The 19,363-nt window shown below is 65.9% G+C and carries 19 protein-coding genes; 10 read left to right on the top strand and 9 right to left on the bottom strand.

From position 1 onward, the window contains the following. Positions 1 to 78: 78 nt before the first annotated feature. The 6 genes from edd to ASE79_RS18365 form a co-directional block, all read right to left on the bottom strand. Positions 79 to 1,893 carry a phosphogluconate dehydratase gene (edd, locus tag ASE79_RS18390; protein WP_056420149.1) on the bottom strand — a complete coding sequence of 605 codons (1,815 nt, stop codon included), beginning with the start codon at positions 1,891 to 1,893 and terminating at the stop codon, positions 79 to 81. A gap of 2 nt (positions 1,894 to 1,895) precedes the next feature. Next, positions 1,896 to 2,600: a 6-phosphogluconolactonase gene (gene pgl, locus ASE79_RS18385; protein WP_056420145.1), complete on the bottom strand. Its 705-nt coding sequence runs from the start codon at positions 2,598 to 2,600 to the stop codon at positions 1,896 to 1,898. A 171-nt stretch (positions 2,601 to 2,771) separates the two neighbouring features. After that, the gene (zwf, locus tag ASE79_RS18380; protein ID WP_056420143.1) at positions 2,772 to 4,235 is read right to left on the bottom strand and encodes a glucose-6-phosphate dehydrogenase; all 1,464 of its coding nucleotides are present in this window, start codon (positions 4,233 to 4,235) and stop codon (positions 2,772 to 2,774) included. A 36-nt stretch (positions 4,236 to 4,271) separates the two neighbouring features. After that, complete coding sequence (gene argC, locus ASE79_RS18375; protein ID WP_056420140.1) at positions 4,272 to 5,195, bottom strand: N-acetyl-gamma-glutamyl-phosphate reductase; 924 nt, start codon at positions 5,193 to 5,195, stop codon at positions 4,272 to 4,274. After that, positions 5,192 to 5,614, bottom strand: a complete 423-nt coding sequence (locus ASE79_RS18370; RefSeq protein ID WP_234422718.1) for an SH3 domain-containing protein — start codon at positions 5,612 to 5,614, stop codon at positions 5,192 to 5,194. Before ASE79_RS18370 ends, argC begins: the two co-directional genes overlap by 4 nt. Further along, positions 5,538 to 5,870: a MarR family transcriptional regulator gene (locus ASE79_RS18365; protein ID WP_056420547.1), complete on the bottom strand. Its 333-nt coding sequence runs from the start codon at positions 5,868 to 5,870 to the stop codon at positions 5,538 to 5,540. Before ASE79_RS18365 ends, ASE79_RS18370 begins: the two co-directional genes overlap by 77 nt. A 235-nt stretch (positions 5,871 to 6,105) precedes the next feature. Between ASE79_RS18365 and secG the strand changes: the two genes are divergently transcribed. From secG to ASE79_RS18315, 10 genes are all read left to right on the top strand, one after another. Continuing rightward, the gene (gene secG / locus ASE79_RS18360; RefSeq protein WP_056420137.1) at positions 6,106 to 6,504 is read left to right on the top strand and encodes a preprotein translocase subunit SecG; all 399 of its coding nucleotides are present in this window, start codon (positions 6,106 to 6,108) and stop codon (positions 6,502 to 6,504) included. Between the two features lie 85 nt (positions 6,505 to 6,589). Beyond that, complete coding sequence (locus ASE79_RS18355) at positions 6,590 to 8,224, top strand: CTP synthase (RefSeq protein ID WP_056420134.1); 1,635 nt, start codon at positions 6,590 to 6,592, stop codon at positions 8,222 to 8,224. Positions 8,225 to 8,479: 255 nt separating this feature from the next. Next, positions 8,480 to 10,903, top strand: a complete 2,424-nt coding sequence (locus ASE79_RS18350; RefSeq protein WP_056420130.1) for a TonB-dependent receptor — start codon at positions 8,480 to 8,482, stop codon at positions 10,901 to 10,903. Between the two features lie 240 nt (positions 10,904 to 11,143). After that, positions 11,144 to 11,542, top strand: coding sequence for a hypothetical protein (locus tag ASE79_RS18345; RefSeq protein ID WP_235517052.1), 399 nt, complete (start codon positions 11,144 to 11,146; stop codon positions 11,540 to 11,542). A gap of 63 nt (positions 11,543 to 11,605) precedes the next feature. Further along, the gene (panB, locus tag ASE79_RS18340; RefSeq protein ID WP_056420124.1) at positions 11,606 to 12,466 is read left to right on the top strand and encodes a 3-methyl-2-oxobutanoate hydroxymethyltransferase; all 861 of its coding nucleotides are present in this window, start codon (positions 11,606 to 11,608) and stop codon (positions 12,464 to 12,466) included. Positions 12,467 to 12,536: 70 nt separating this feature from the next. Beyond that, a complete protein-coding gene (locus ASE79_RS18335) occupies positions 12,537 to 13,277 on the top strand; it encodes a tetratricopeptide repeat protein (protein WP_056420121.1) in 741 nt (246 codons plus the stop codon). Next, the gene (locus ASE79_RS18330) at positions 13,274 to 14,596 is read left to right on the top strand and encodes a PQQ-binding-like beta-propeller repeat protein (RefSeq protein ID WP_056420119.1); all 1,323 of its coding nucleotides are present in this window, start codon (positions 13,274 to 13,276) and stop codon (positions 14,594 to 14,596) included. The genes ASE79_RS18335 and ASE79_RS18330 overlap by 4 nt, the downstream gene beginning before the upstream one ends. 163 nt (positions 14,597 to 14,759) lie before the next feature. Beyond that, complete coding sequence (gene der, locus ASE79_RS18325) at positions 14,760 to 16,148, top strand: ribosome biogenesis GTPase Der (protein ID WP_055879492.1); 1,389 nt, start codon at positions 14,760 to 14,762, stop codon at positions 16,146 to 16,148. Between the two features lie 15 nt (positions 16,149 to 16,163). Next, entirely contained in the window at positions 16,164 to 16,373 is a 210-nt protein-coding gene (locus ASE79_RS20555; protein WP_267904489.1) for a sulfurtransferase TusA family protein, read from the top strand. Between the two features lie 83 nt (positions 16,374 to 16,456). Beyond that, the gene (locus tag ASE79_RS18315; RefSeq protein ID WP_056420116.1) at positions 16,457 to 16,894 is read left to right on the top strand and encodes an Hpt domain-containing protein; all 438 of its coding nucleotides are present in this window, start codon (positions 16,457 to 16,459) and stop codon (positions 16,892 to 16,894) included. 87 nt (positions 16,895 to 16,981) lie between these two features. Here ASE79_RS18315 and bfr read toward each other — a convergent pair whose 3' ends face one another. The 3 genes from bfr to ASE79_RS18305 form a co-directional block, all read right to left on the bottom strand. Next, a complete protein-coding gene (gene bfr / locus ASE79_RS18310) occupies positions 16,982 to 17,497 on the bottom strand; it encodes a bacterioferritin (RefSeq protein WP_055879504.1) in 516 nt (171 codons plus the stop codon). Positions 17,498 to 17,599: 102 nt separating this feature from the next. Next, positions 17,600 to 17,770 (bottom strand): (2Fe-2S)-binding protein, encoded by a 171-nt coding sequence (locus ASE79_RS21795; RefSeq protein ID WP_037527780.1) that lies wholly within the window; start codon positions 17,768 to 17,770, stop codon positions 17,600 to 17,602. Between the two features lie 65 nt (positions 17,771 to 17,835). Further along, positions 17,836 to 19,101: a DUF418 domain-containing protein gene (locus ASE79_RS18305; RefSeq protein WP_082445437.1), complete on the bottom strand. Its 1,266-nt coding sequence runs from the start codon at positions 19,099 to 19,101 to the stop codon at positions 17,836 to 17,838. Positions 19,102 to 19,363: the final 262 nt, after the last annotated feature.

Raw genomic sequence — 19,363 nt, 5'->3', positions numbered from 1 at the left:
GACGGACAGGCCGCGGGGGGTGTCCGTCGATACGGGCTCTCGGCTTCGCTCGATCCCTACTCGGGACGAACGGATTTATTAAAGCCCTGCCCCCGCCAGCATCGCCGAGGCGCCCTTTTCGGCTTCGTCGGCGAGCCCACGGAACATCCCGAACAGCTCGCGGCCCATGCCGCTGACCGGTGGCGGTGTCGCCTCCATCCGGCGCGTTGCCCAGACGTCCGGGGCGACCAGCGCCTCCAGCGTGCCGTTGACCGCATCGACGCGAATCATGTCGCCGTCGCGGATCAGGCCGATTGCGCCGTCGAGCAGTGCCTCGGGCGAGCAATGGATCGCGCACGGCACCTTGCCGCTCGCGCCGGACATGCGGCCATCGGTGACGAGCGCCACCTTGAACCCGCGGTTCTGCAGCACGCCGAGAGGTGGGGTCAGCTTGTGCAGCTCGGGCATGCCGTTCGCGCGCGGCCCCTGGAAGCGGACGACGACGACGACGTCCTTCTCCAGCTCGCCGCGCTTGAATGCCTCGATCACGTCGAGCTGATCGTCGAACACCGCGGCGGGCGCCTCGACGATCCAGCGCTCGCGCTCGACCGCGGACACCTTGATGCACGCGCGGCCGATATTGCCCGCGAGGATCCGCATGCCGCCATCGGCCGAGAAGGGCGCAGTGGCGGGACGTAGGATCGTCTCGTCACTGCTGTCGGGGGTGTCGCGCCATTCAAGCGCACCGTCCGCGACGACCGCGGTCTTCGCATAGGCCGACAGATCCTGCCCACCGATCGTCATGATGTCGCCGTGGAGCAGGCCTTCGCTCAGCAGTTCGCGGATGACATAGGGCATGCCGCCAGCCGCCTCGAACGCGTTCACGTCGGCCGAGCCGTTGGGATAGACGCGCGCTATCAGTGGCACCGCGGCCGACAGGCGGTCGAAATCCTCCCAGTCGATGATGATCCCCGCCGCGCGCGCGATCGCAGGAACGTGAAGCAGGTGGTTGGTCGATCCGCCGGTCGCGAGCAGGCCGACGGCCGCATTGACGATCGCCTTTTCATCGACGCAGTGGCCGAGCGGCCGGTAATCGTCGCCGCGCGCGCCGATTTTCGCCAGCCGGTGGACGGCGGCGCGCGTGAGTTCCTGTCGTAGTTTCGTGCCCGGATTGACGAACGCCGCACCCGGCATGTGGAGGCCCATGACCTCCATCATCATCTGGTTCGTGTTGGCGGTGCCGTAGAAGGTGCACGTGCCCTTCGAATGATAGGCGCCGATCTCGGCTTCGAGCAGCTCCTCGCGGCCGACGAGTCCCTCGGCGAACTTCTCGCGTACCGCTGCCTTCGCCTTGTTGGGCAGGCCGGTCGGCATCGGGCCGCCCGGGATCAGCACCATCGGCAGATGCCCGAATCGCAGCGCGCCCATCAGCAGGCCGGGGACGATCTTGTCGCAGATGCCGAGCAACGCCGCGCCCTCGAACGTGCCGTGGCTGAGCGCGATCGCAGTGCTCAGTGCGATCGTGTCACGGCTGAACAGCGACAGCTCCATGCCCGGATACCCTTGCGTCACGCCGTCGCACATCGCCGGCACGCCGCCCGCGACCTGCGCGGTGGCGCCGGCCTCGCGCGCCCAGACCTTCATCAGCTCGGGGTAGCGGTAATAGACCGCGTGCGCGGACAGCATGTCGTTATACGCCGTCACGATGCCGATGTTCATGCCGGCATCGGCCTTCATCGCATCGCGATCCTCCTCGGTCCCGGCATAGGCGTGCGCGAGGTTCGCGCAGCCGAGACCCGGACGCCGGACCTGCGAGGCCGCCTCGCGCTCGATCAGCGCGAGGTATGCGGCGCGGCTGTCGCGCGAGCGTTCGATGATCCGGTCGGTGACCGCGGCGACGACGGCGTTTAGCATGGTCAGGCGGCCCAGTGGACGTCGACGGGCAGCTCGACCTCGGCCAGCACGCGGCCGATCGGGTAGGACGAGGACGGACCCTGCTCGATCGCCTGTTCGAGGACCTTCTTCTTCTCGTCGCCAGTGATCATGATCATCAGCGCCTTCGACGAGGCAATCGCCGCCGCCGACAGCGTCACCCGCGCCAGCGGCGCCTCGGGCGGCAGCGGATCGGGCATCACGCCGAGCGCGCGGCGTTCCTTGGGACCGCTGAGCGCCTCGTCATAATCGGGGCCGGGGAAGATCGACGCGGTATGGCCGTCGCTGCCCATGCCGAGCAGGCAGAAGTCGAGCGGCCAGTGCAGGTCCTGCATAAGCGCATCCGCCGAACGGCCCGCTGCCTTGTAATCGGACATCGCCTCGGGGACGATCGGCTTCACGCGCGCGCCCTTGGGCAGGAAGATCTTGGCCAGCGCGGTAACGTTCGACAGCGGATCGCCGAGCTTCACGATACGCTCGTCGCCGGGGATGATCGTGACCTTCTTCCAGTCGAGTTTCGCCTGGGCGAGCTTCTCATACGCCGCCATCGGCGTCTTGCCGCCGGCCAGCGCGATCACCGCCGAGCCGCGCGCGTCGAGCGCGCTCTCGATGACGAACTGGATGTCACCCGCGACGGCGTTGGCGAGCTCGTCCGCGTCCTCGTAATCCCACCATTCGATCTCGGTCATATGCTCAAACTCACTCAGAAAATTGCTGTCAAAAATGCCGTTCGTGCCGAGTAGGGATCGAGCGAAGCCGAGAGCCCGTATCGAGGTACAATGCCACAATCGGGCCTATCCCTCGATACGCCTTCTCGACTTCGCTCGAAGGCTACTCGGGACGAACGGAAAGAAACAAACTCAGTCGTCCTGCCAGGTCACCCCGTCGCGCTCGGTCAACGCGATCGCAGCGGAAGGGCCCCAGCTGCCCGATGCATAGCTTTTGGGCTTCATCGCGTTCGCCTTCCACCCCTCGCGGATCGCATCGATCCAGGTCCACTGCGCCTCGACCTCGTCGCGGCGCACGAACAACGTCTGGTCGCCCTCGATCAGGTCGAGCAGCAGGCGTTCATAGGCGATGCGGCGACGCGAGCCGGCAAACTCGGCATCGAGGCTGAGGTTCAGCGGCACCTCGCGCAGGCGGACGCCTTCGCGGTCGAGCCCCGGCTCCTTCGCCATCACGAGCAGCTGGACATACTCCTCGGGCTGCAGGCGGATGATCAGCATGTTGGGCTGCAACAGCCCACCGCGACCCGCGAACATCGAATGCGGCACTGCCTTGAACTGGATCGCGATCTCGCTCTGGCGAGTCGCCATGCGCTTGCCGGTGCGCAGGTAGAACGGCACGCCCTGCCAGCGCCAATTATCGACATGCGCCTTGATCGCGACGAACGTCTCGGTCGTCGAGGGCTTGCCGAGTTCGTCGGAATAGCTCTTGACGATCTTCCCGTTCACCGCGCCTTCGCCATATTGGCCGGTCACCGTGACATGCGGCGCCTCCTCGGGCTTGATCATCCGCAACGACCGGAAAACCTTCGACTTCTCGTCGCGAACGTCGGTGCCCTCGAACCGCGCAGGCGGCTCCATCGCGATCAGCGCGAGCAGCTGGAGCATGTGGTTCGCGACCATGTCACGCAGCGCACCCGCGGTCTCGTAATAGCCCGCTCGCTCCTCGAGCCCGACCGTCTCGGAGATTGTGATCTGGACGTTGTCGATCCCCTGCGCATTCCAGACGGGCTCGAAGAACGAGTTGCCGAAGCGCAGCGCGAGGATGTTCTGGACGGTTTCCTTGCCGAGATAATGATCAATCCGGTAGGTCCGGTCCTCGGGGAAGGCCTTCGCGACCGCGTCGTTGATCTCGCGGCTGGTTGCCAGATCGTACCCGAGCGGCTTTTCGAGGCCGACGCGTACGGTTTCGCCAGCGAGGCCGACCTTGCCGAGCCCTTCGATCGCGGACTCGAACAGCGAGGGCGCGGTCGACAGGTAGATGGCCAGGCCGCCCGAAATGTCGCCGATCTTGTCCGCGAGCGGCTGGAAGCTCGCCGGATCGGACAGGTCGGTCGGCTGGTAATGGATCCGGTCGAGGAACGATCCGATCGCGGCCTCGTCCTTGCGATCGTCCGACAGAAACTCGTCGAGCGCCTTCTTGGCGAACGCCCGATAATGCTTGTCGTCATAGTCGTGACGCGCCGCGCCCGTGATCGTCAGTTCGTGGGGCAGCAAACCGTCGGCGTGCAGGCCATACAGCGAGGGCAGCAGCATGCGCTGTGCGAGATCGCCGGTCGCGCCGAACAGGAGCAGCTTGGCTACGGGATTACGGTGCATGAAAGCTCCTGGAACTAGCCGGTTGGGACGCCGGTCTTAGAAAACGAGGCCGGCCACGGGATCGACACCGGCCATGATGTTGAGGTTCTGGACCGCCGCGCCGCCGGCGCCCTTGCCCAGATTGTCGAGCGTGGCGACCAGCCGTGCATGGCCGACCGCATCGTTGCCGCAAACGCGTAGCGTCAGGCGGTCGGTGCCGGCATTCTCCTCGATATCGATCGCACCGATATCACCAGCCGCGACCGAAACGAGCGTCGAGCCGTCGAACGCAGCGCGCAAGACGTCCTCGATCGCCGCCAGACTTGGGCGGCCGGGTAGCGCGTGGAGATGCAGCGGCACCTCGACGACCATGCCGCGATAGGCGTTGGCCACCGCTGGCGCGAAGATCGGCGCGTGGACGAGGCCGGCATGCTGAGTCATCTCAGCAATATGCTTGTGCGCGAGGCCCAGAGCATAGGCGCGGAACGCCGTCGTCGTCCCGCCCGCTTCGAACTCGGCGATCATTGCCTTGCCGCCGCCGGAATAGCCCGACGTCGCATTGACGCTGAGCGGCAGGTCAGCGGGAAGGAGCTTGGCCGCAACGAGCGGCGCGACGAGCGCGAGGAAGCCAGTCGGATAGCAGCCGGGGTTTGCGATGCGCATCGCGGTCGCGACCATCTCGGCTTGGCCCGGCAGTTCGGGAAAGCCGTAGGTCCAGCCAGCCGCGACACGGTGCGCGCTGGAGGCGTCGATCACGCGGGTGCGGGGATTGTCGATCAGTGCGACCGCCTCGCGCGCGGCGTCGTCGGGCAGGCAGAGGATGACGAAATCGGCATCGTTCAGCGCCTCGCGCCGGGCGGCGGGATCCTTGCGCCGGTCTTCGGCGAGCAGCGCGATCGAAATGTCATCGCGCCCGGCCAGCCGTTCGCGGATTTCGAGACCGGTGGTGCCGACCGCGCCATCGATGAAGACGCTGGTCATGCGGAAGCGTCCGGCGCCAGATCGAGCGCTTCGGCTTCGACATAACCGACGAGTCCGCTCGGGCGTGCGACACCCCAGGCGGAAACTCCAGCAATCTCCAGTACTTCGAAACTGTCGCCGGGATTGAGGTCGACCATCGTATCGCTCGCTTCATCTCGTCCGCTGCGCAACAAAGCTGTGCGCGCGACGGGCCGTATCATCGGCACGGCATAGTGTGGAGCGAATACGTATTCGGCGAGGCGAATGTCGGCGATATCGCGGCGAACGGCGTGCGTGCGCGGGTCGAGCTGGACCGAACGGCCCGTCAGCGCGAAGCTGGCACGGGCCTTGTCGTCGAACGGCTCAAACGTGAGCGGCGGTGTGGCCGTTTGCGCCGGCTGGGGCGGGGCCGTCGCCGATGAATTGCCCGAACTCTTCAAGAAAATCTGCCCCTTCGGTCGTGCGCGCGACGAAGATATTGCGCTTGTCGCTGTCGTCGCGTTGCCGGCGCAGATAGCCGAGGGCACCCAATCTGTTCAAGGCGCGCGTGACGACCGGCTTCGATACGTTGAGCGCACGGGCCAGCCCGCGCACGGTATGTGGCCCCGGTTTGAGGTAGACGAGCAGAAGCAGGGCCATCTGACGATTGGTCAGATCGGGTTCGCCCGAGCGGACATAATCCACCAGAGCGGTCATCCAGGTCGATAAGGTATTGGCTGCCATTGATGCCACAGCGTTGATCCGCCATCTGAATTTATATGCACGATACCCAGTCATGAGCGTCATTACGGGTTCATAACGCCCGCCTGCGCGGCTTGTTTCCGTAGTTTTGAGGGGGGCATGCGATATGCGGTGTCCGGGTTGCGGTTGATCGCAGCCGCAGCCTCGACTATGTGCGCGCCTTCGCAAAAGTTCCGGGGTTTTCCGCGCAATGTTCGCCTTTCTGCTCGTCATCCACGCGATCATCGCGGCCGCCCTCGTCACGGTGATCCTCATGCAGCGGTCGGAAGGCGGCGGTCTGGGCATGGGCGGCAGCCCGTCCGGCCTTATGTCGGCCCGCGGCGCGGCCGATTTCCTGACCCGCGCGACCGGCGTTCTTGCAACGATGTTCGTGCTGTTCTCGATCCTGCTCGCCGTCCTCGCGGCGAATCACCGCACCACGACGATCGACACCTCGCTCGCGCGTACCCCGGCAGCGGCCGCGACAACGGTTCCGACCGCACAGCCCAAGGGTGATGCGGCACCGTTCGCCGGTGGCGCAGAAAACGCCGGCGCTCCGGCGGCGGCAACGGCACCTGCCGACAACGGCGCGGTCCCACTCGCCCGATAAACACTCCATTCGCCGATAATTAGCCCCTGCGTGAACCGCGGGGCTCTTGTCGTTCGTCCCCAACACACGCTACGAGACTCTTCCCATGGCTCGGTACATTTTCATCACCGGGGGCGTGGTTTCGTCGCTCGGTAAAGGTCTCATGGCGGCATCGCTTGCCGCTCTCCTCCAGGCACGCGGCTACAGCGTCAGGATCCGGAAGTTCGATCCGTATCTGAACGTCGATCCCGGTACGATGTCGCCCTATCAGCACGGCGAGGTCTACGTCACCGACGACGGCGCCGAGACCGATCTCGATCTCGGCCATTACGAGCGCTTCACCGGCGTTCCGTCGCGTCAGTCGGACAACGTCACCTCGGGGCGCATCTATCAGCAGATCATCGCGCGCGAGCGCCGCGGCGACTATCTCGGCGCGACCGTGCAGGTCATCCCGCACGTCACCGACGCGATCAAGGCGTTCGCGCGCGCCGAGACCGACGATCTCGATTTCGTGCTGTGCGAGATCGGCGGCACCGTCGGCGATATCGAATCGCTGCCGTTCATCGAGGCGATTCGCCAGCTGAAGAACGAGGAGGGTCGCGGCAAGGCGATCAGCATCCACGTGACGCTGGTGCCTTACATCGCCGCCGCGGGCGAGCTGAAGACCAAGCCGACCCAGCATTCGGTCCGCGAGCTCGCCGCACTCGGCGTCCAGCCCGACGTGCTGGTATGCCGTTGCGAGCACCCGCTGCCGCCGTCGGAGCGCGCCAAGATCGCGCTGTTCTGCAACGTGCCCGCCAGCGCGGTCATCCCCGCGCTCGACGCGAAGAGCATCTATGCGGTGCCGCTCCAGTATCACGGCGAAGGCCTCGACATCGAAGTGCTGCGCGCGTTCGGGATCGAACCCGCGGAGGCGCCCGATCTGTCGCGCTGGACCGAGATCATGGACCGGCTGACCAACCCGCAGGGCGAAGTCACGATCGGCGTAGTTGGCAAATATGTCGGCCTGCAGGACGCGTACAAGTCGCTCAACGAGGCGCTGGTCCATGGCGGCATCGCCAACCGCGTGAAGGTCAACGTCCGCTGGATCGACGCCGAGCTGTTCGAGAATGCCGAAAACGACATCGCCGGCCAGTTGGAGCCGTGCGACGCGATCCTCGTCCCCGGCGCGTTCGGCGAGCGTGGCGCCGAGGGCAAGATCGCCTCGGTCAAGTTCGCCCGCGAGCGGAAAATCCCGTATTTCGGTATCTGCTTCGGGATGCAGATGGCGTGCGTCGAGGGCGCGCGTCATCTCGGCGGCGTCGCCGATGCCTCGTCGACCGAGTTCGGTCCGACCGAACAGCCGGTGGTTGGCATGATCACCGAGTGGATGGGCCGCGAAGGCCTCGAAACGCGCGCGGCCGAGGGCGACATGGGCGGCACGATGCGACTCGGCGCCTATGACGCGACGCTCGACGGCAACAGCGTCGTCGCATCGATCTATGGCGGGACCGATATCTCGGAGCGTCATCGTCACCGCTACGAAGTGAACACCGGGTATAAGGCAGCGCTTGAGCAGGGCGGCCTCGTCTTCTCGGGCATGTCGCCCGACGGCACGCTGCCCGAGATCGTCGAGCGTCCCGATCATCCCTGGTTCGTCGGCGTCCAGTTCCACCCGGAGCTGAAGTCGAAGCCGTTCGATCCGCACCCGCTGTTCGCCAGCTTCATCGAGGCTGCGGTCAAGCAGAGCCGCCTGGTCTGATTTTCCTCTCCCGGCGGGAGAGGGGGCGTGGGCTATTGCTCGCGATCGTCAATCCCGCGGGGCGGGAACCCACAATAGCTGACCTCCGTGTCTCTGGATCCCCGCCTCCGCGGGGATGACGGACCACCGGTCAAGGCAGCCGACGTTCGAGCCGACGAAGCGCGAAGTCCGGCTTTGCCGGACCCAAGACGACGCCACATTGAATCCCCCCTGAATTACTGGACATTACGCGCCAGGGTTCAGGGGAAATATTCGATGTCGCTTACGCTCGCGCTGCTGTTGGCTGGTCAAGCCGCTACCGTTCCAACGCCCTCCACTCCGCCTACTGCGCCGCAAGCCCCGGTCGATGAGCAGGCGCGCGGGCGGCTCGGCAACCAGCAGCAGGGTGGGGGCGATGTCGTCGTCACCGCGCGCCGTCGCGCCGAAACGATCCAGACGGTGCCGATCGCGATGTCGGTGATCGGCGGCACCGCGCTCGCGGAGACGGGGGCATACAATGTCAGCCGGCTCACGCAGCTTCAGCCGACGCTGCAATTCTATTCCACCAATCCGCGCAACTCGGCCGCGAACATCCGCGGGCTCGGCGCGCCGTTCGGCCTGACCAACGACGGGATCGAGCAGGGCGTCGGCATCTATGTCGACCAGGTCTATTACAGCCGCATCGCCTCGGCGACGTTCGACTTCACCGATACCGAGCGGATCGAGGTGCTGCGTGGTCCCCAGGGGACGCTGTACGGTAAGAACACCACCGCGGGCGCAATCAACATCACCACGCGCAAACCCAGCTTCACGCCCGAGGCGCGGATCGAACTGACGGGGGGCAATTACGATTTCTTCCAGGGCAAGGCGTCGGTGTCGGGCCCGCTGGTCGACGACAAGGTCGCGATCCGGCTGTCGACGTCGATCACGACTCGGCGCGGCACGATCTACAACGTCCGCACCGGCGAGCATCTCAACAGCCAGGACAATCTCGGCTTCCGGGGCTCGATGTTGTGGCAGGCGGCGCCCAATCTCGATCTGACGTTGTACGCCGATTACAGCCGCCAGAATCCCGATTGCTGCGTCCAATATTACGTCCGCACGGGCGCGACTCAGCGGCCGACCAACCGGCAATATGCCGCGCTAGCCGCCGCGCAGGGCTATGCCGTCCCTTCGACCAACGCGTTCGACCGCGTGACCGACGTCGACACCCCGCTTCAGGCCAAGCAGGAGCTGGGCGGCCTGTCGCTGCTCGCCAATTGGGATATCGGCGCGTCGACGATTACGTCGGTCAGCGCGTTCCGGTTTTGGCATTGGGATCCGTCTAACGATCGCGACTTTACCGGCCTGCCGATCACCACCGTGTCCGCCAACCCGTCGCAGCAGAGCCAGTATAGCCAGGAACTGCGGATCGCCTCGAACGGGAAGCACACACTCGATTACGTGCTCGGCGCGTTTTATTTCTACCAGACGATCGATACGCAGGGCCTGCAGGTCCAGGGGGCGGCCGCGAGCGCGTTCCTGCTCAATCCGACCAGCGCGGGCGGGCGTAATCCGGCGACGCTGAACGGGCTGACCGCGCGCAACACGATCGGTTTCACCAACACGAGCGCCGCGTTGTTCGGCAAGCTGACCTGGAACGTCAGCGACCGGCTCCAGATCGTGCCGGGGCTGCGGTTGAACTATGACAAGAAGAAGGGCGATTACGTCTCGGTCGTCACCAACGGCACGGGCACCGCGCTGACCGCGGATCAGCGCGGCGTGCTGGCGCCGCAGAGCTACCAGCCCGATTTCGACAATTGGAACCTGTCTGGCGATATAACCGCCGCCTACACGGTGACGTCCGACATCCACGCCTATGCGACCTATGCGCGCAGCTACAAATCGGGCGGGATCAACCTGTCGGGCCTCCCGCTCGACGGCGCCAGCAACCCGATCCTGTCCGCGGCGACCGTGAAGCCCGAAAAGGTCAATCATTACGAGCTTGGCCTGAAGACGCAGCTCGCCGACCGTCGCATCACGCTCAATCTCGCGGCGTTCTGGACCGAGATCAGCGATTATCAGGCGACCGTCACCAACGGCCAGCTCGGCGTGCTGCGCGGCTATCTCGCCAATGCCGGCAAGGTCCGGACGCGGGGGCTCGAATTCGATTCGGCCTTCCGCCCGTCGTCGCGGTTCAGCGTCTATGCCAACGGCGCCTATACCGATGCGAAATACGTAAAGTTCGTCGATGCGCCATGCCCGCCGGAGCTGTCCGGCGGCACGACCGCGACCGCAGGCCAGACGCCCAGCGCGCCCGGGACCGCCGGTGGGATCAGCCCGCAGAATTGCGACATTTCCGGGCAACGCCTGCCCGGCGTGTCGAAATGGGCGTTCTCCTATGGCGCGGAATATGATCTCCCCGCGCGGATCGCCGGGCTCGAGGGGCAGGTCTATCTCGGCTATGACGGCAGCTACCGGTCGACCTTCTCGTCCAACCCGTCGCGCTCGGCCTATACCGATATCAACGGCTATGCGCTCAGCAACTTCCGCCTCGGGTTCAAGGCGAAGGACAGCTGGAACGTCTTCGGCTGGCTGCGCAACGCGTTCGATGAGAAGTATTACGAGGTGCTCGCGCTCCAGTCCGGCAGCACCGGGCTCGTCGTCGGCCAGCCGGGTGATCCGCGGACCTATGGCCTCACCGTCTCGCGATCATTCTGATCGTCACGACGCGTTCAGGTTTGACGGTCTATAAAGCAGGATACGGCCCGGAGAGGCATCGCAGTCGGAAGCTCCCGATGTCTCTCCGGTTCGCGTCGCGCGGAGGCTGCAAGAGGCCTCCCGAGCCATCCCCTTGCGCACACCCGCTGCGAAGCGCAGTCTGCCGACCCGAGGCAAACACGCCGGGACAACAGGGGTGGCCGCATGTTCTTCGTACGACAGGGGCCCTTGTGGTTTCGGATGACCACCGGCGTCCTCGTCGCCTGGGGCCTTATCGGCTGCTTCATGTGTCTCCAGCAGGTCCGGCTCGGTGCCGACGCGATGGGCCATGCGACCACCTACGACCGTGCGCTCTACGCGGCGCTGCCGGGCTGGTATGATCCGCTGTTCGCGGTCGTGGTCCTGACCGGCCTGATCGGCGCGGTCCTGTTGTTCATGCGCCGTGCCAGCGCCCGCCCTTTCCTGATCGCATCGCTCGCCGCGATGATCGTGCAGTTCGGCTGGCTGTTCGCCTCGACCGACATCGTCGCGCACAAGGGGGCCAGCGAGACGCTCGTCTTCCCGATCGTGATCGTTGCCGTCGCCGCCTTTACGCTCTGGCTCGTTGGCCACGCCCGGCAAAAGGGCTGGGCGGTTTGACCCGCGTTGAGCTGAACCGGGTTAGGCTGGGCGAGACGCGGCACTGGCGCTACTAGCGGTCGCATGTCCACGACCTACACCCTCGACACCGCGACGAGTCGCGCGAACCCGACGCCGGCGCCGCTCAAGCGCCTGACGATCCCCGCGATCCGACGGCAGAAGGGCAAGACGCCGCTCGTCATGCTTACCGCCTACACCGTGCGGACCGCGCAGCTGCTCGATCCGCACTGCGACATGCTGCTCGTCGGCGACAGCCTGGGCCAGGTGGTTTACGGCCTGCCGTCGACCGTCCCCGTCACGCTCGAGATGATGGCCGCACACGGCGCGGCGGTGGTCCGCGGCAGCTATCACGCGGTGGTCGTCATCGACATGCCGTTCGGCAGCTACGAGGCGTCGCCCGAAAAGGCGTTCGAGAGCGCAGCGTGGCTGCTGAAACAGACCGGCGCGGCGGCGGTAAAGCTCGAGGGCGGCACCGCGATGGCGCCCACCGTCAAGTTCCTCACCGAGCGCGGGATTCCGGTGATGGGGCATGTCGGCCTCACTCCGCAGGCGGTGAACGTGCTCGGCGGCTATGGCGCGCGTGGTCGCACGCCCCAGGAAGCGGCCAAGATCGTCGCCGACGCGCAGAGCATCGCCGAAGCCGGCGCCTTCGCGCTGGTGATCGAGGGCGTCGTCGAGCCGATCGCGATCGAGATCACCACCACGATCGCCTGCCCGACGATCGGCATCGGTGCGTCGGCGCAGTGCGACGGGCAGGTGCTGGTCGCCGAAGACATGCTCGGGATGTTCGAGCGTACCGCCAAGTTCGTGAAGCGCTTTGCCGATATCGCAGAAACCATCGCGTCGGCGGCGCAGACCTATGCCGAGGACGTCCGCACCCGCGCATTTCCGGGGCCTGAGCAGGTCTACGCCCCCAAGGATTGATCCGCTTCCGTTTCGGTCCCGGCGCGGCTAAGGTCCGCGCCGTCCATCCCCCAATATTCCGGAGCTGTCCTTGGCCCTCCCGCCGAAAACCGATGAAGCATTCCTGCGCGAGGTCGACGAAGAACTCCGTCGCGACAAACTCGCCGGATTCTGGACGAACTGGGGTATCTGGGTCGCGATCGGCGTCGTCGCCGCGCTCGCCGCGCTTGCCGGCTTCCTTTACTGGCAGCATCACAATGGCGAGACCGCCGGCGTTGAGGGTGAACAGCTCCAGGCAGCCTACGACTCGCTCGGCGCGAACAACGCTGCCGCCGCGTCCAAGCCGCTCGCCGAACTCGCCAAGTCGAACCGCGACGGCTACCGCGCGCTGGCGATGTTCACGCAGGCCGACATCCTTCTCCAGAAGGATGATCTGAAGGGCGCTGCCGCCAAGCTCGGTACGATCGCGGCGGACAGCTCGCTGGCCAAGCCGTTCCGCGATCTCGCGCTGGTCCGCCAGACGTCGGCCGAGTTCGATACGCTCAAGCCGCAGGTCATCGTCGAGCGCCTCCGTCCGCTCGCGGTCCCCGGTGGTCCCTGGCTCGGCAGCGCGGGCGAGATGGTCGCGATTTCCTATCTCCGCATGAACCAGCGTCAGCAGGCGGGCACACTGTTCGGCCAGATCGCGCGCGACACCGGGGTGCCGGAGACGATTCGTCAACGTGCCGTTCAGATGGCGGGCGTACTGGGCGTGGACGCTGTTGCCAGTACCGGGCCTACCGCCGGGACACCGACCCCGGTCGCATCAAACGAGGATACCAAGGCGCAATGATGAAGACATATCGGGTGACGGTCGCCGTCGCCGCGCTGATGGCGCTCAGCGGTTGTGGGATCTTCAAGGGCGGCGTGAAAAAGACGCCGACGGTCGGCGACCGCGTCTCGATCCTGGTCTCGGAGAACGAGGTCGAGGCCGACAAGACGATCGCCGACGTCCAGGTCCTGTTGCCGGCCCCCGCGGTCAACGACGCCTGGGCACAGCCCGGCGGCAACCCCGCCAAGTCGATGGGTCAGCTCGCGCTCGGCGACCAGCCCAAGCGTGCCTGGCAGGCGTCGATCGATGGCGGCTCTAACCGCGAGCGTCTCGGCGCCGCACCGGTTGTTGCCGATAACAAGCTGTTCGTGACCGACGTCACCGCGACCATCCACGCTTTTGCCGCCGACACCGGCGCGGCGCTGTGGAGCGCGGGGATCACCGAGGGCAAGCTCAACAAGGCGGCTCGGTTCGGTGGCGGCGTCAGCTATGACGACGGCAAGCTGTATGCGACCGATGGCGTCGGCGACGTCGTCGCGATGAACGCGGCCGACGGCGCGATCCTGTGGCGCGCCAAGCCCGGTGCGCCGCTGCGTGGATCGCCGACTGTCGCCAATGGCGCGGTCTATGTCCTGACGCAGGACAATCAGGTCTTCTCGCTCAACCAGACCGACGGCAAGGTCCAGTGGGTCCAGTCGGGGACGCTCGAAACGCAGGGCGTGTTCGGCGTCGCGGCACCCGCGGTCAGCCAGGGCACCGTCGTGGCGGGCTTCTCGAGCGGCGAGCTAAGCGCCTATCGCTACGAGAACGGCCGTATCCTGTGGCAGGACGCACTGTCGCGCACCTCGGTGACCACGTCGGTTTCCAGCCTGTCGGACATCGATGCCGCACCGGTGATCGACGGCGGCCGCGTCTACGCGGTCGGGCAGGGTGGCCGCATGGTCGCGCTCGAACTGTCGACCGGACAGCGTCTTTGGGAGCAGAATTTCGCCGGGATCTCGACCCCGTGGATCGCAGGCGAATGGCTGTTCGTCGTCACCGACGATGCCCGCTTGGTCTGCCTGTCGCGCTCGAACGGCAAGGCCCGCTGGATCGCGCAGCTGAAGCGGTTCCAGAACGAGAAGAAGCGCAGCAACGCGATTACCTGGTTCGGCCCGATCCTGGCCGGCAACCGCCTCGTCCTGACCAACTCGCGCGGCGAGATCAACTTCGTCTCGCCGACCGATGGCACGGTCAGCTCGACGATCGAGACGAAGACGCCGTTCTCGCTGCCGCCGATCGTCGCCAACTCGACGCTCTATACGCTCGACCAGAAGGGCAAGGTCACCGCGTACCGCTGACCCAACTCCCTCTCCCCGCCGGGGCGAAGCCGGGTGGGAAGGGTGAGGGGCGTGAGGCGCGGATCACCCGCCCGAACTCCTCGTCCCCCCACGTCCCCCTCGCTCTCCATCAAGCGGAGAGGGACTAGGTGACCTTTGCCGCGACACGCGCTAAGGGCCTGCCATGTCCAAACTCCCCGTGGTCGCGATCGTCGGCCGCCCAAATGTCGGCAAGTCGACCCTGTTCAACCGCCTCGTCGGCAAGAAGCTCGCGCTGGTCGACGACCGGCCCGGCGTCACGCGTGATCGGCGCGAGGGCGATGCGTCGCTGATCGGGCTCGAATTCCGCATCATCGACACCGCCGGTTACGAAGACCACGACGCGCAGACTCTGCCCGGCCGGATGCGCCAGCAGACCGAGGCCGCGGTCGAGCAGGCCGACGTCGCGCTGTTCCTGTTCGACGCGCGCGCCGGGATCGTGCCGCTCGACGAAGAGATCGCGCGCTGGCTGCGCACCGCCGACGTCCCCGTCATCCTGGTCGCCAACAAGGCCGAGGGCCGCGCGGGCGAAGACGGCATCCTCGAGTCGCTCGCGCTCGGCTTCGGCGATCCCGTCCAGCTGTCGGCCGAGCATGGCGAAGGCCTGGGCGACCTGTTCGAAGGCCTGCTCCCGCTGCTCGAAGGCAAGGAAGAGCCGCCCGAGGAACAGCCCGACAACGAATATGAGGGGCCGCTGAAGCTCGCGATCGTCGGCCGCCCGAACGCCGGCAAGTCGACGCTCGTCAACCGTATCCTCGGCGAAGACCGCATGATTACCGGCCCCGAAGCGGGCATCACGCGCGATTCGATCAGCGTTGATTACGACTGGCACCCGACCGGTGGCGAAGCGCGGAAAGTGCGGCTGATCGACACCGCGGGCATGCGCAAGCGCGCCAAGGTGCAGGACAAGCTCGAGAAGATGTCGGTCGAGGACGCGCTGCACGCGGTCGACTTCGCCGAGGTCGTCGTGTTGCTGCTCGATGCCACGCTCGGGCTCGAGGCGCAGGATCTGCGCATCGCCGACAAGGTGCTGCAGGAGGGCCGCGCGCTCGTCATCGCGCTCAACAAATGGGACATCGCCGAGAGCGCGTCGTCGCTGTTCAACGGCGTCAAGCGCGCGCTCGAGGATGGCCTGAGCCAGGTCAAGGGCGTCACCGTGATGACGGTGTCGGGCGCGACGGGCAAGGGCATCGACCAGTTGCTCCAGGCCTGTTTCGATACGCGCGATGCCTGGTCGAAGCGCGTCGGCACCGGCGAGCTGAACCGTTGGTTCGAGCGCGCGATCGAGGCGACCCCGCCGCCGGCGCCGGGCGGCAAGCGGATCAAGATGCGCTACGTCACGCAGGTCAAGACTCGCCCGCCGAGCTTCGTGATCTTCGGCACGCGCGTCGATCAGCTGCCGGCGAGTTATGAGCGCTATCTGGTCAATTCGATGCGCAAGGACCTCGGCTTCGGCGCGGTCCCGGTTCGTCTGATGTTCCGAGCGCCAAAGAACCCCTATGACGATAACGGCAAGGGCGGCGGCGGCAGCTAGGCGCTGGTGTCCGGGGTGGTCCGCATCGACGCGCGGGGGATGCGCTGTCCCTGGCCGGCGATACGGCTCGCGCGCGCGTTGCGCGATGGTGCGCACAGCGTCGAGTTGCTCGCGGACGACCCGCAGGCCCCGGCCGAGCTGGCGGCAGTCGCCAAGGCGTCGAATGCCGCGCTAGAGATCATTTTGGACGATTTTTACCGGATCTTTGTCGTAACTTGTCGGTAGTATGACAACATTGTATTTACACGAACCGGATACGATGCGGTTCTGAGTTTCGTGGCGCTATTGCTTAACGGGAGAAGGCGACAGTGTCGTTCGAAGGAAGCACCTTGGTCGACTGGCCGGCCTTTTCGCAGGCGCGGGCTGAGCTGGGTGCCGGGTTTGTCCGTATCCTCGGCTATTTTCGCGAGGACGGTGTCAAATCGGTCGCGTTGATCGAGGCGGCGATGCGGTCGCTCAACGCGGCGGCGATGGTGATCCCGGCGCATACGCTCAAGGGCGAAGCGCGGCAGTTTGGCGCCGAGCCGCTGGCCGATCTTGCGGAGGCGATCGAGACGATCGCGCGCGACTGTCTTGAAATGCAGGATACCCCCGAAGAGGCGCTGGAGCATATCGTCAATCTGCGGCCGCTGTTCGACCAGACGCTGACGTTGCTCGAGCGTGAGGCCAACCCGATCATCGCGCGGAAACCCGCGGCGGGGGGCTTCGGTCGTCGCGCCGTGCCGACGGGCTTCGGCGAAGACTAGGATCGAGGCGGGCTGCATCCTCCGCCAGCTGGCGCAGGATGCAGCCCGTTAGGGGCCGGCGATACCCGGGAGGGTATCGCCTGGCGATTACCCCTTCAGATACGGTGCCGCGCCAGCCTTGGGCGAATCATGCTCGGAGATCGAGTTCAGCTGGATGTAGTTGTGGATGCCCATCCGCGCGATCATCTCGAACTGGCGCTCGAGCGTGTCGACATGCTCTTCCTCGCTGGCGAGGATGCGCGCGAACAGGTCCCGGCTGATGTAATCCTTGACCTCTTCGCAGTAGGAGATCGCGCCCTTGAGCTGGACGGTCGCCTCGACCTCGAGCGCGAGATCCGACTTCAGGACCTCCTCGACGGTCTCGCCGATGCGCAGCCGGCCGAGCAGCTGGAAGTTTGGCAGGCCGTCGAGAAAGAGGATGCGCTCCGACAACCAGTCGGCATGCTTCATCTCGTCGATCGACTCCATCCGCTCATACTGGGCGAGCTTGTAGACGCCCCAATGCTCGAGCATCCGGTAATGGAGCCAATATTGGTTGACCGCGGTGAGCTCGTTCTTGAGCGCCTCGTTCAGATAGTCGATTACTTGGGGGTCGCCGCGCATGGCCATATCTCCGTCACCTCTGCGCAGTATGTAGCGGGCTAACCTGGATCACGGCAACCCCGAAAACTCCAGGATTTCTGCGGGTTTCAGCGCTTGCGAGCGCTACGCAGCAGCGCGTTCCTCGTTGATAATCGCACGCGCTACCGATGTGCACTGGCCGCATTTGGGCTGGCGACCGAGCGAGCGGAAGGCCTGGCACGGCGTGGTGCACCCGCCGCGCGCGCAGCTGCGGACATCGGATTCTCGTATGGCATTGCAAACGCAGACGACCATGGAAGCTCCTTCGTGTTGGAGCTGGAATACCGATAATGCGAACCAGTCGCAAGCTGTTTTGCGTCTTATTCGCAACAACCCGAACGGCTCGCCGCGCTTGGCGAACCGCGCATCGGTTGCCACGCGAATCGCGACAGGCTGCGCCACAGCCATTCGAGCGGACCGTATCGGAACCGATCGAGCCACGGCTTCGACCAGGCGAGCATCAGAAGCCAGATCGGAACGACGACGAGGTACAGCTGCGCGCGGGAAAGCTCGCCGTACAGGCCGAGGCCGTAGCCGTAGAATATGGTGGTGCAGATCACGGTCGTGCCGAGATAGTTGGAGAACGCCATGCGCCCCGCCGCCGACACGCGCGTCGTCAGCCAGCCGCCCGGGCGCGCCAGCACGATGATCGCCGCGGCATAGCCCATGATCGTGAGTGGCCTGAGCGGCGTCGCAAGCGCCAGCCACGACAGCGCGACATAGCGGGCGTCGAACCCGTGGCCGATGTCGAATGCGACGATCCCAGCAGAGCCGACCCACCCGATCGCGATCCCTGTGACGGCGACGACGATGTAGCGTCGTCGCGTCCAGTCGCCGGTAAGGAACCCCGAGCGCAGGCCCGCCATGCCGAGCAGCATGAAGCCGAGCGTTTCGGGGCCTCCGACCGTCAGGAACGTGATCGGCCCGACCGCGTGCGTCCAGCGCCACGCGACCAGATCGTGCCACGTGCCACGCCCGATCGCGAGTTCGCGCGCCACGGCGGCGGGGGAGGGCTGGCCGAACTGATCCGCCAGCGATTGCCAGTTCGCGATCGTGCGTGCCGTTGCGCCGGCCTTGTGCGCGGCGGCGTGGAGGTCGAACGCATAGGCGGTCAGCGTGCCGAGTTCGAGCGTCTGTACCGCGATACAGGCAAGGCCGAGCCCGATCAGCCAGCGGACCGGTAGCCTCGCGAACATATACGCGATCGCCCCGACGAGCGCGTAATGCGCGAGGATGTCGCCCCACCACAGCAGGTAGAGATGCGCGACGCCGAACACGAACAGCCACGCCATTCGGCGCAGGTGGATGGTCGCGGGGTCTTCGCCGTTCGCGCTCGCGCGGTCGATGACCAGCAGCATCGACGCGCCGAACAGGAACGAGAACAGCCCGCGCATCTTGCCGTCGATGACGATGAACGTCGCGGTCCATGCGATCAGGTCGGGCGTGCTCGGCGAGCCCATCGAGGCGGGCGTCATATAGGCGAATTCGGGGAAGCCGAATGCGGCGATGTTCGCGGCAAGGATGCCCATCACCGCGACGCCGCGGATGATGTCCAGGGTGACGATTCTGGTGGGGGCGGGGGTCATGCCGGCAGAGTGAAGTATAGGAAGTATAGACGCTCGCGCGGGTCGCGATGACCGACTGGTGTGGCGTCGTGCGACGGTACTTTAGTGCGGGAGGGGAGCGGCGGTGCCATGCCGGATTGCTGGCATAGGCGAGGCGCGTAGGACAGCGTGATTTTATCCGGTCGCCGTGCGCACCGTCAGGGCAGGCTCTGGGGGCTGCGGTCTCCCTGTTCTCCCGCGAAGGCGGGAGCCCAGTCTGGCCCCCGCCTTCGCGCGGGAACAA

Source organism: Sphingomonas sp. Leaf28 (assembly GCF_001421685.1).
Lineage (GTDB): Bacteria > Pseudomonadota > Alphaproteobacteria > Sphingomonadales > Sphingomonadaceae > Sphingomonas > Sphingomonas aurantiaca.
This window is presented reverse-complemented; position numbering and strand designations above follow the sequence as displayed.

Excerpts from the sequence above, each read along its gene's own strand:
- edd (WP_056420149.1), bottom strand. The coding sequence starts at position 1,893 with ATGCTAAACGCCGTCGTCGCCGCGGTCACCGACCGGATCATCGAACGC.
- pgl (WP_056420145.1), bottom strand. The coding sequence starts at position 2,600 with ATGACCGAGATCGAATGGTGGGATTACGAGGACGCGGACGAGCTCGCC.
- zwf (WP_056420143.1), bottom strand. The coding sequence starts at position 4,235 with ATGCACCGTAATCCCGTAGCCAAGCTGCTCCTGTTCGGCGCGACCGGC.
- argC (WP_056420140.1), bottom strand. The coding sequence starts at position 5,195 with ATGACCAGCGTCTTCATCGATGGCGCGGTCGGCACCACCGGTCTCGAA.
- ASE79_RS18365 (WP_056420547.1), bottom strand. The coding sequence starts at position 5,870 with ATGACCGCTCTGGTGGATTATGTCCGCTCGGGCGAACCCGATCTGACC.
- secG (WP_056420137.1), top strand. The coding sequence starts at position 6,106 with ATGTTCGCCTTTCTGCTCGTCATCCACGCGATCATCGCGGCCGCCCTC.
- ASE79_RS18355 (WP_056420134.1), top strand. The coding sequence starts at position 6,590 with ATGGCTCGGTACATTTTCATCACCGGGGGCGTGGTTTCGTCGCTCGGT.
- ASE79_RS18350 (WP_056420130.1), top strand. The coding sequence starts at position 8,480 with ATGTCGCTTACGCTCGCGCTGCTGTTGGCTGGTCAAGCCGCTACCGTT.
- ASE79_RS18345 (WP_235517052.1), top strand. The coding sequence starts at position 11,144 with ATGACCACCGGCGTCCTCGTCGCCTGGGGCCTTATCGGCTGCTTCATG.
- panB (WP_056420124.1), top strand. The coding sequence starts at position 11,606 with ATGTCCACGACCTACACCCTCGACACCGCGACGAGTCGCGCGAACCCG.
- ASE79_RS18330 (WP_056420119.1), top strand. The coding sequence starts at position 13,274 with ATGATGAAGACATATCGGGTGACGGTCGCCGTCGCCGCGCTGATGGCG.
- der (WP_055879492.1), top strand. The coding sequence starts at position 14,760 with ATGTCCAAACTCCCCGTGGTCGCGATCGTCGGCCGCCCAAATGTCGGC.
- bfr (WP_055879504.1), bottom strand. The coding sequence starts at position 17,497 with ATGCGCGGCGACCCCCAAGTAATCGACTATCTGAACGAGGCGCTCAAG.
- ASE79_RS21795 (WP_037527780.1), bottom strand. The coding sequence starts at position 17,770 with ATGGTCGTCTGCGTTTGCAATGCCATACGAGAATCCGATGTCCGCAGC.
- ASE79_RS18305 (WP_082445437.1), bottom strand. The coding sequence starts at position 19,101 with ATGACCCCCGCCCCCACCAGAATCGTCACCCTGGACATCATCCGCGGC.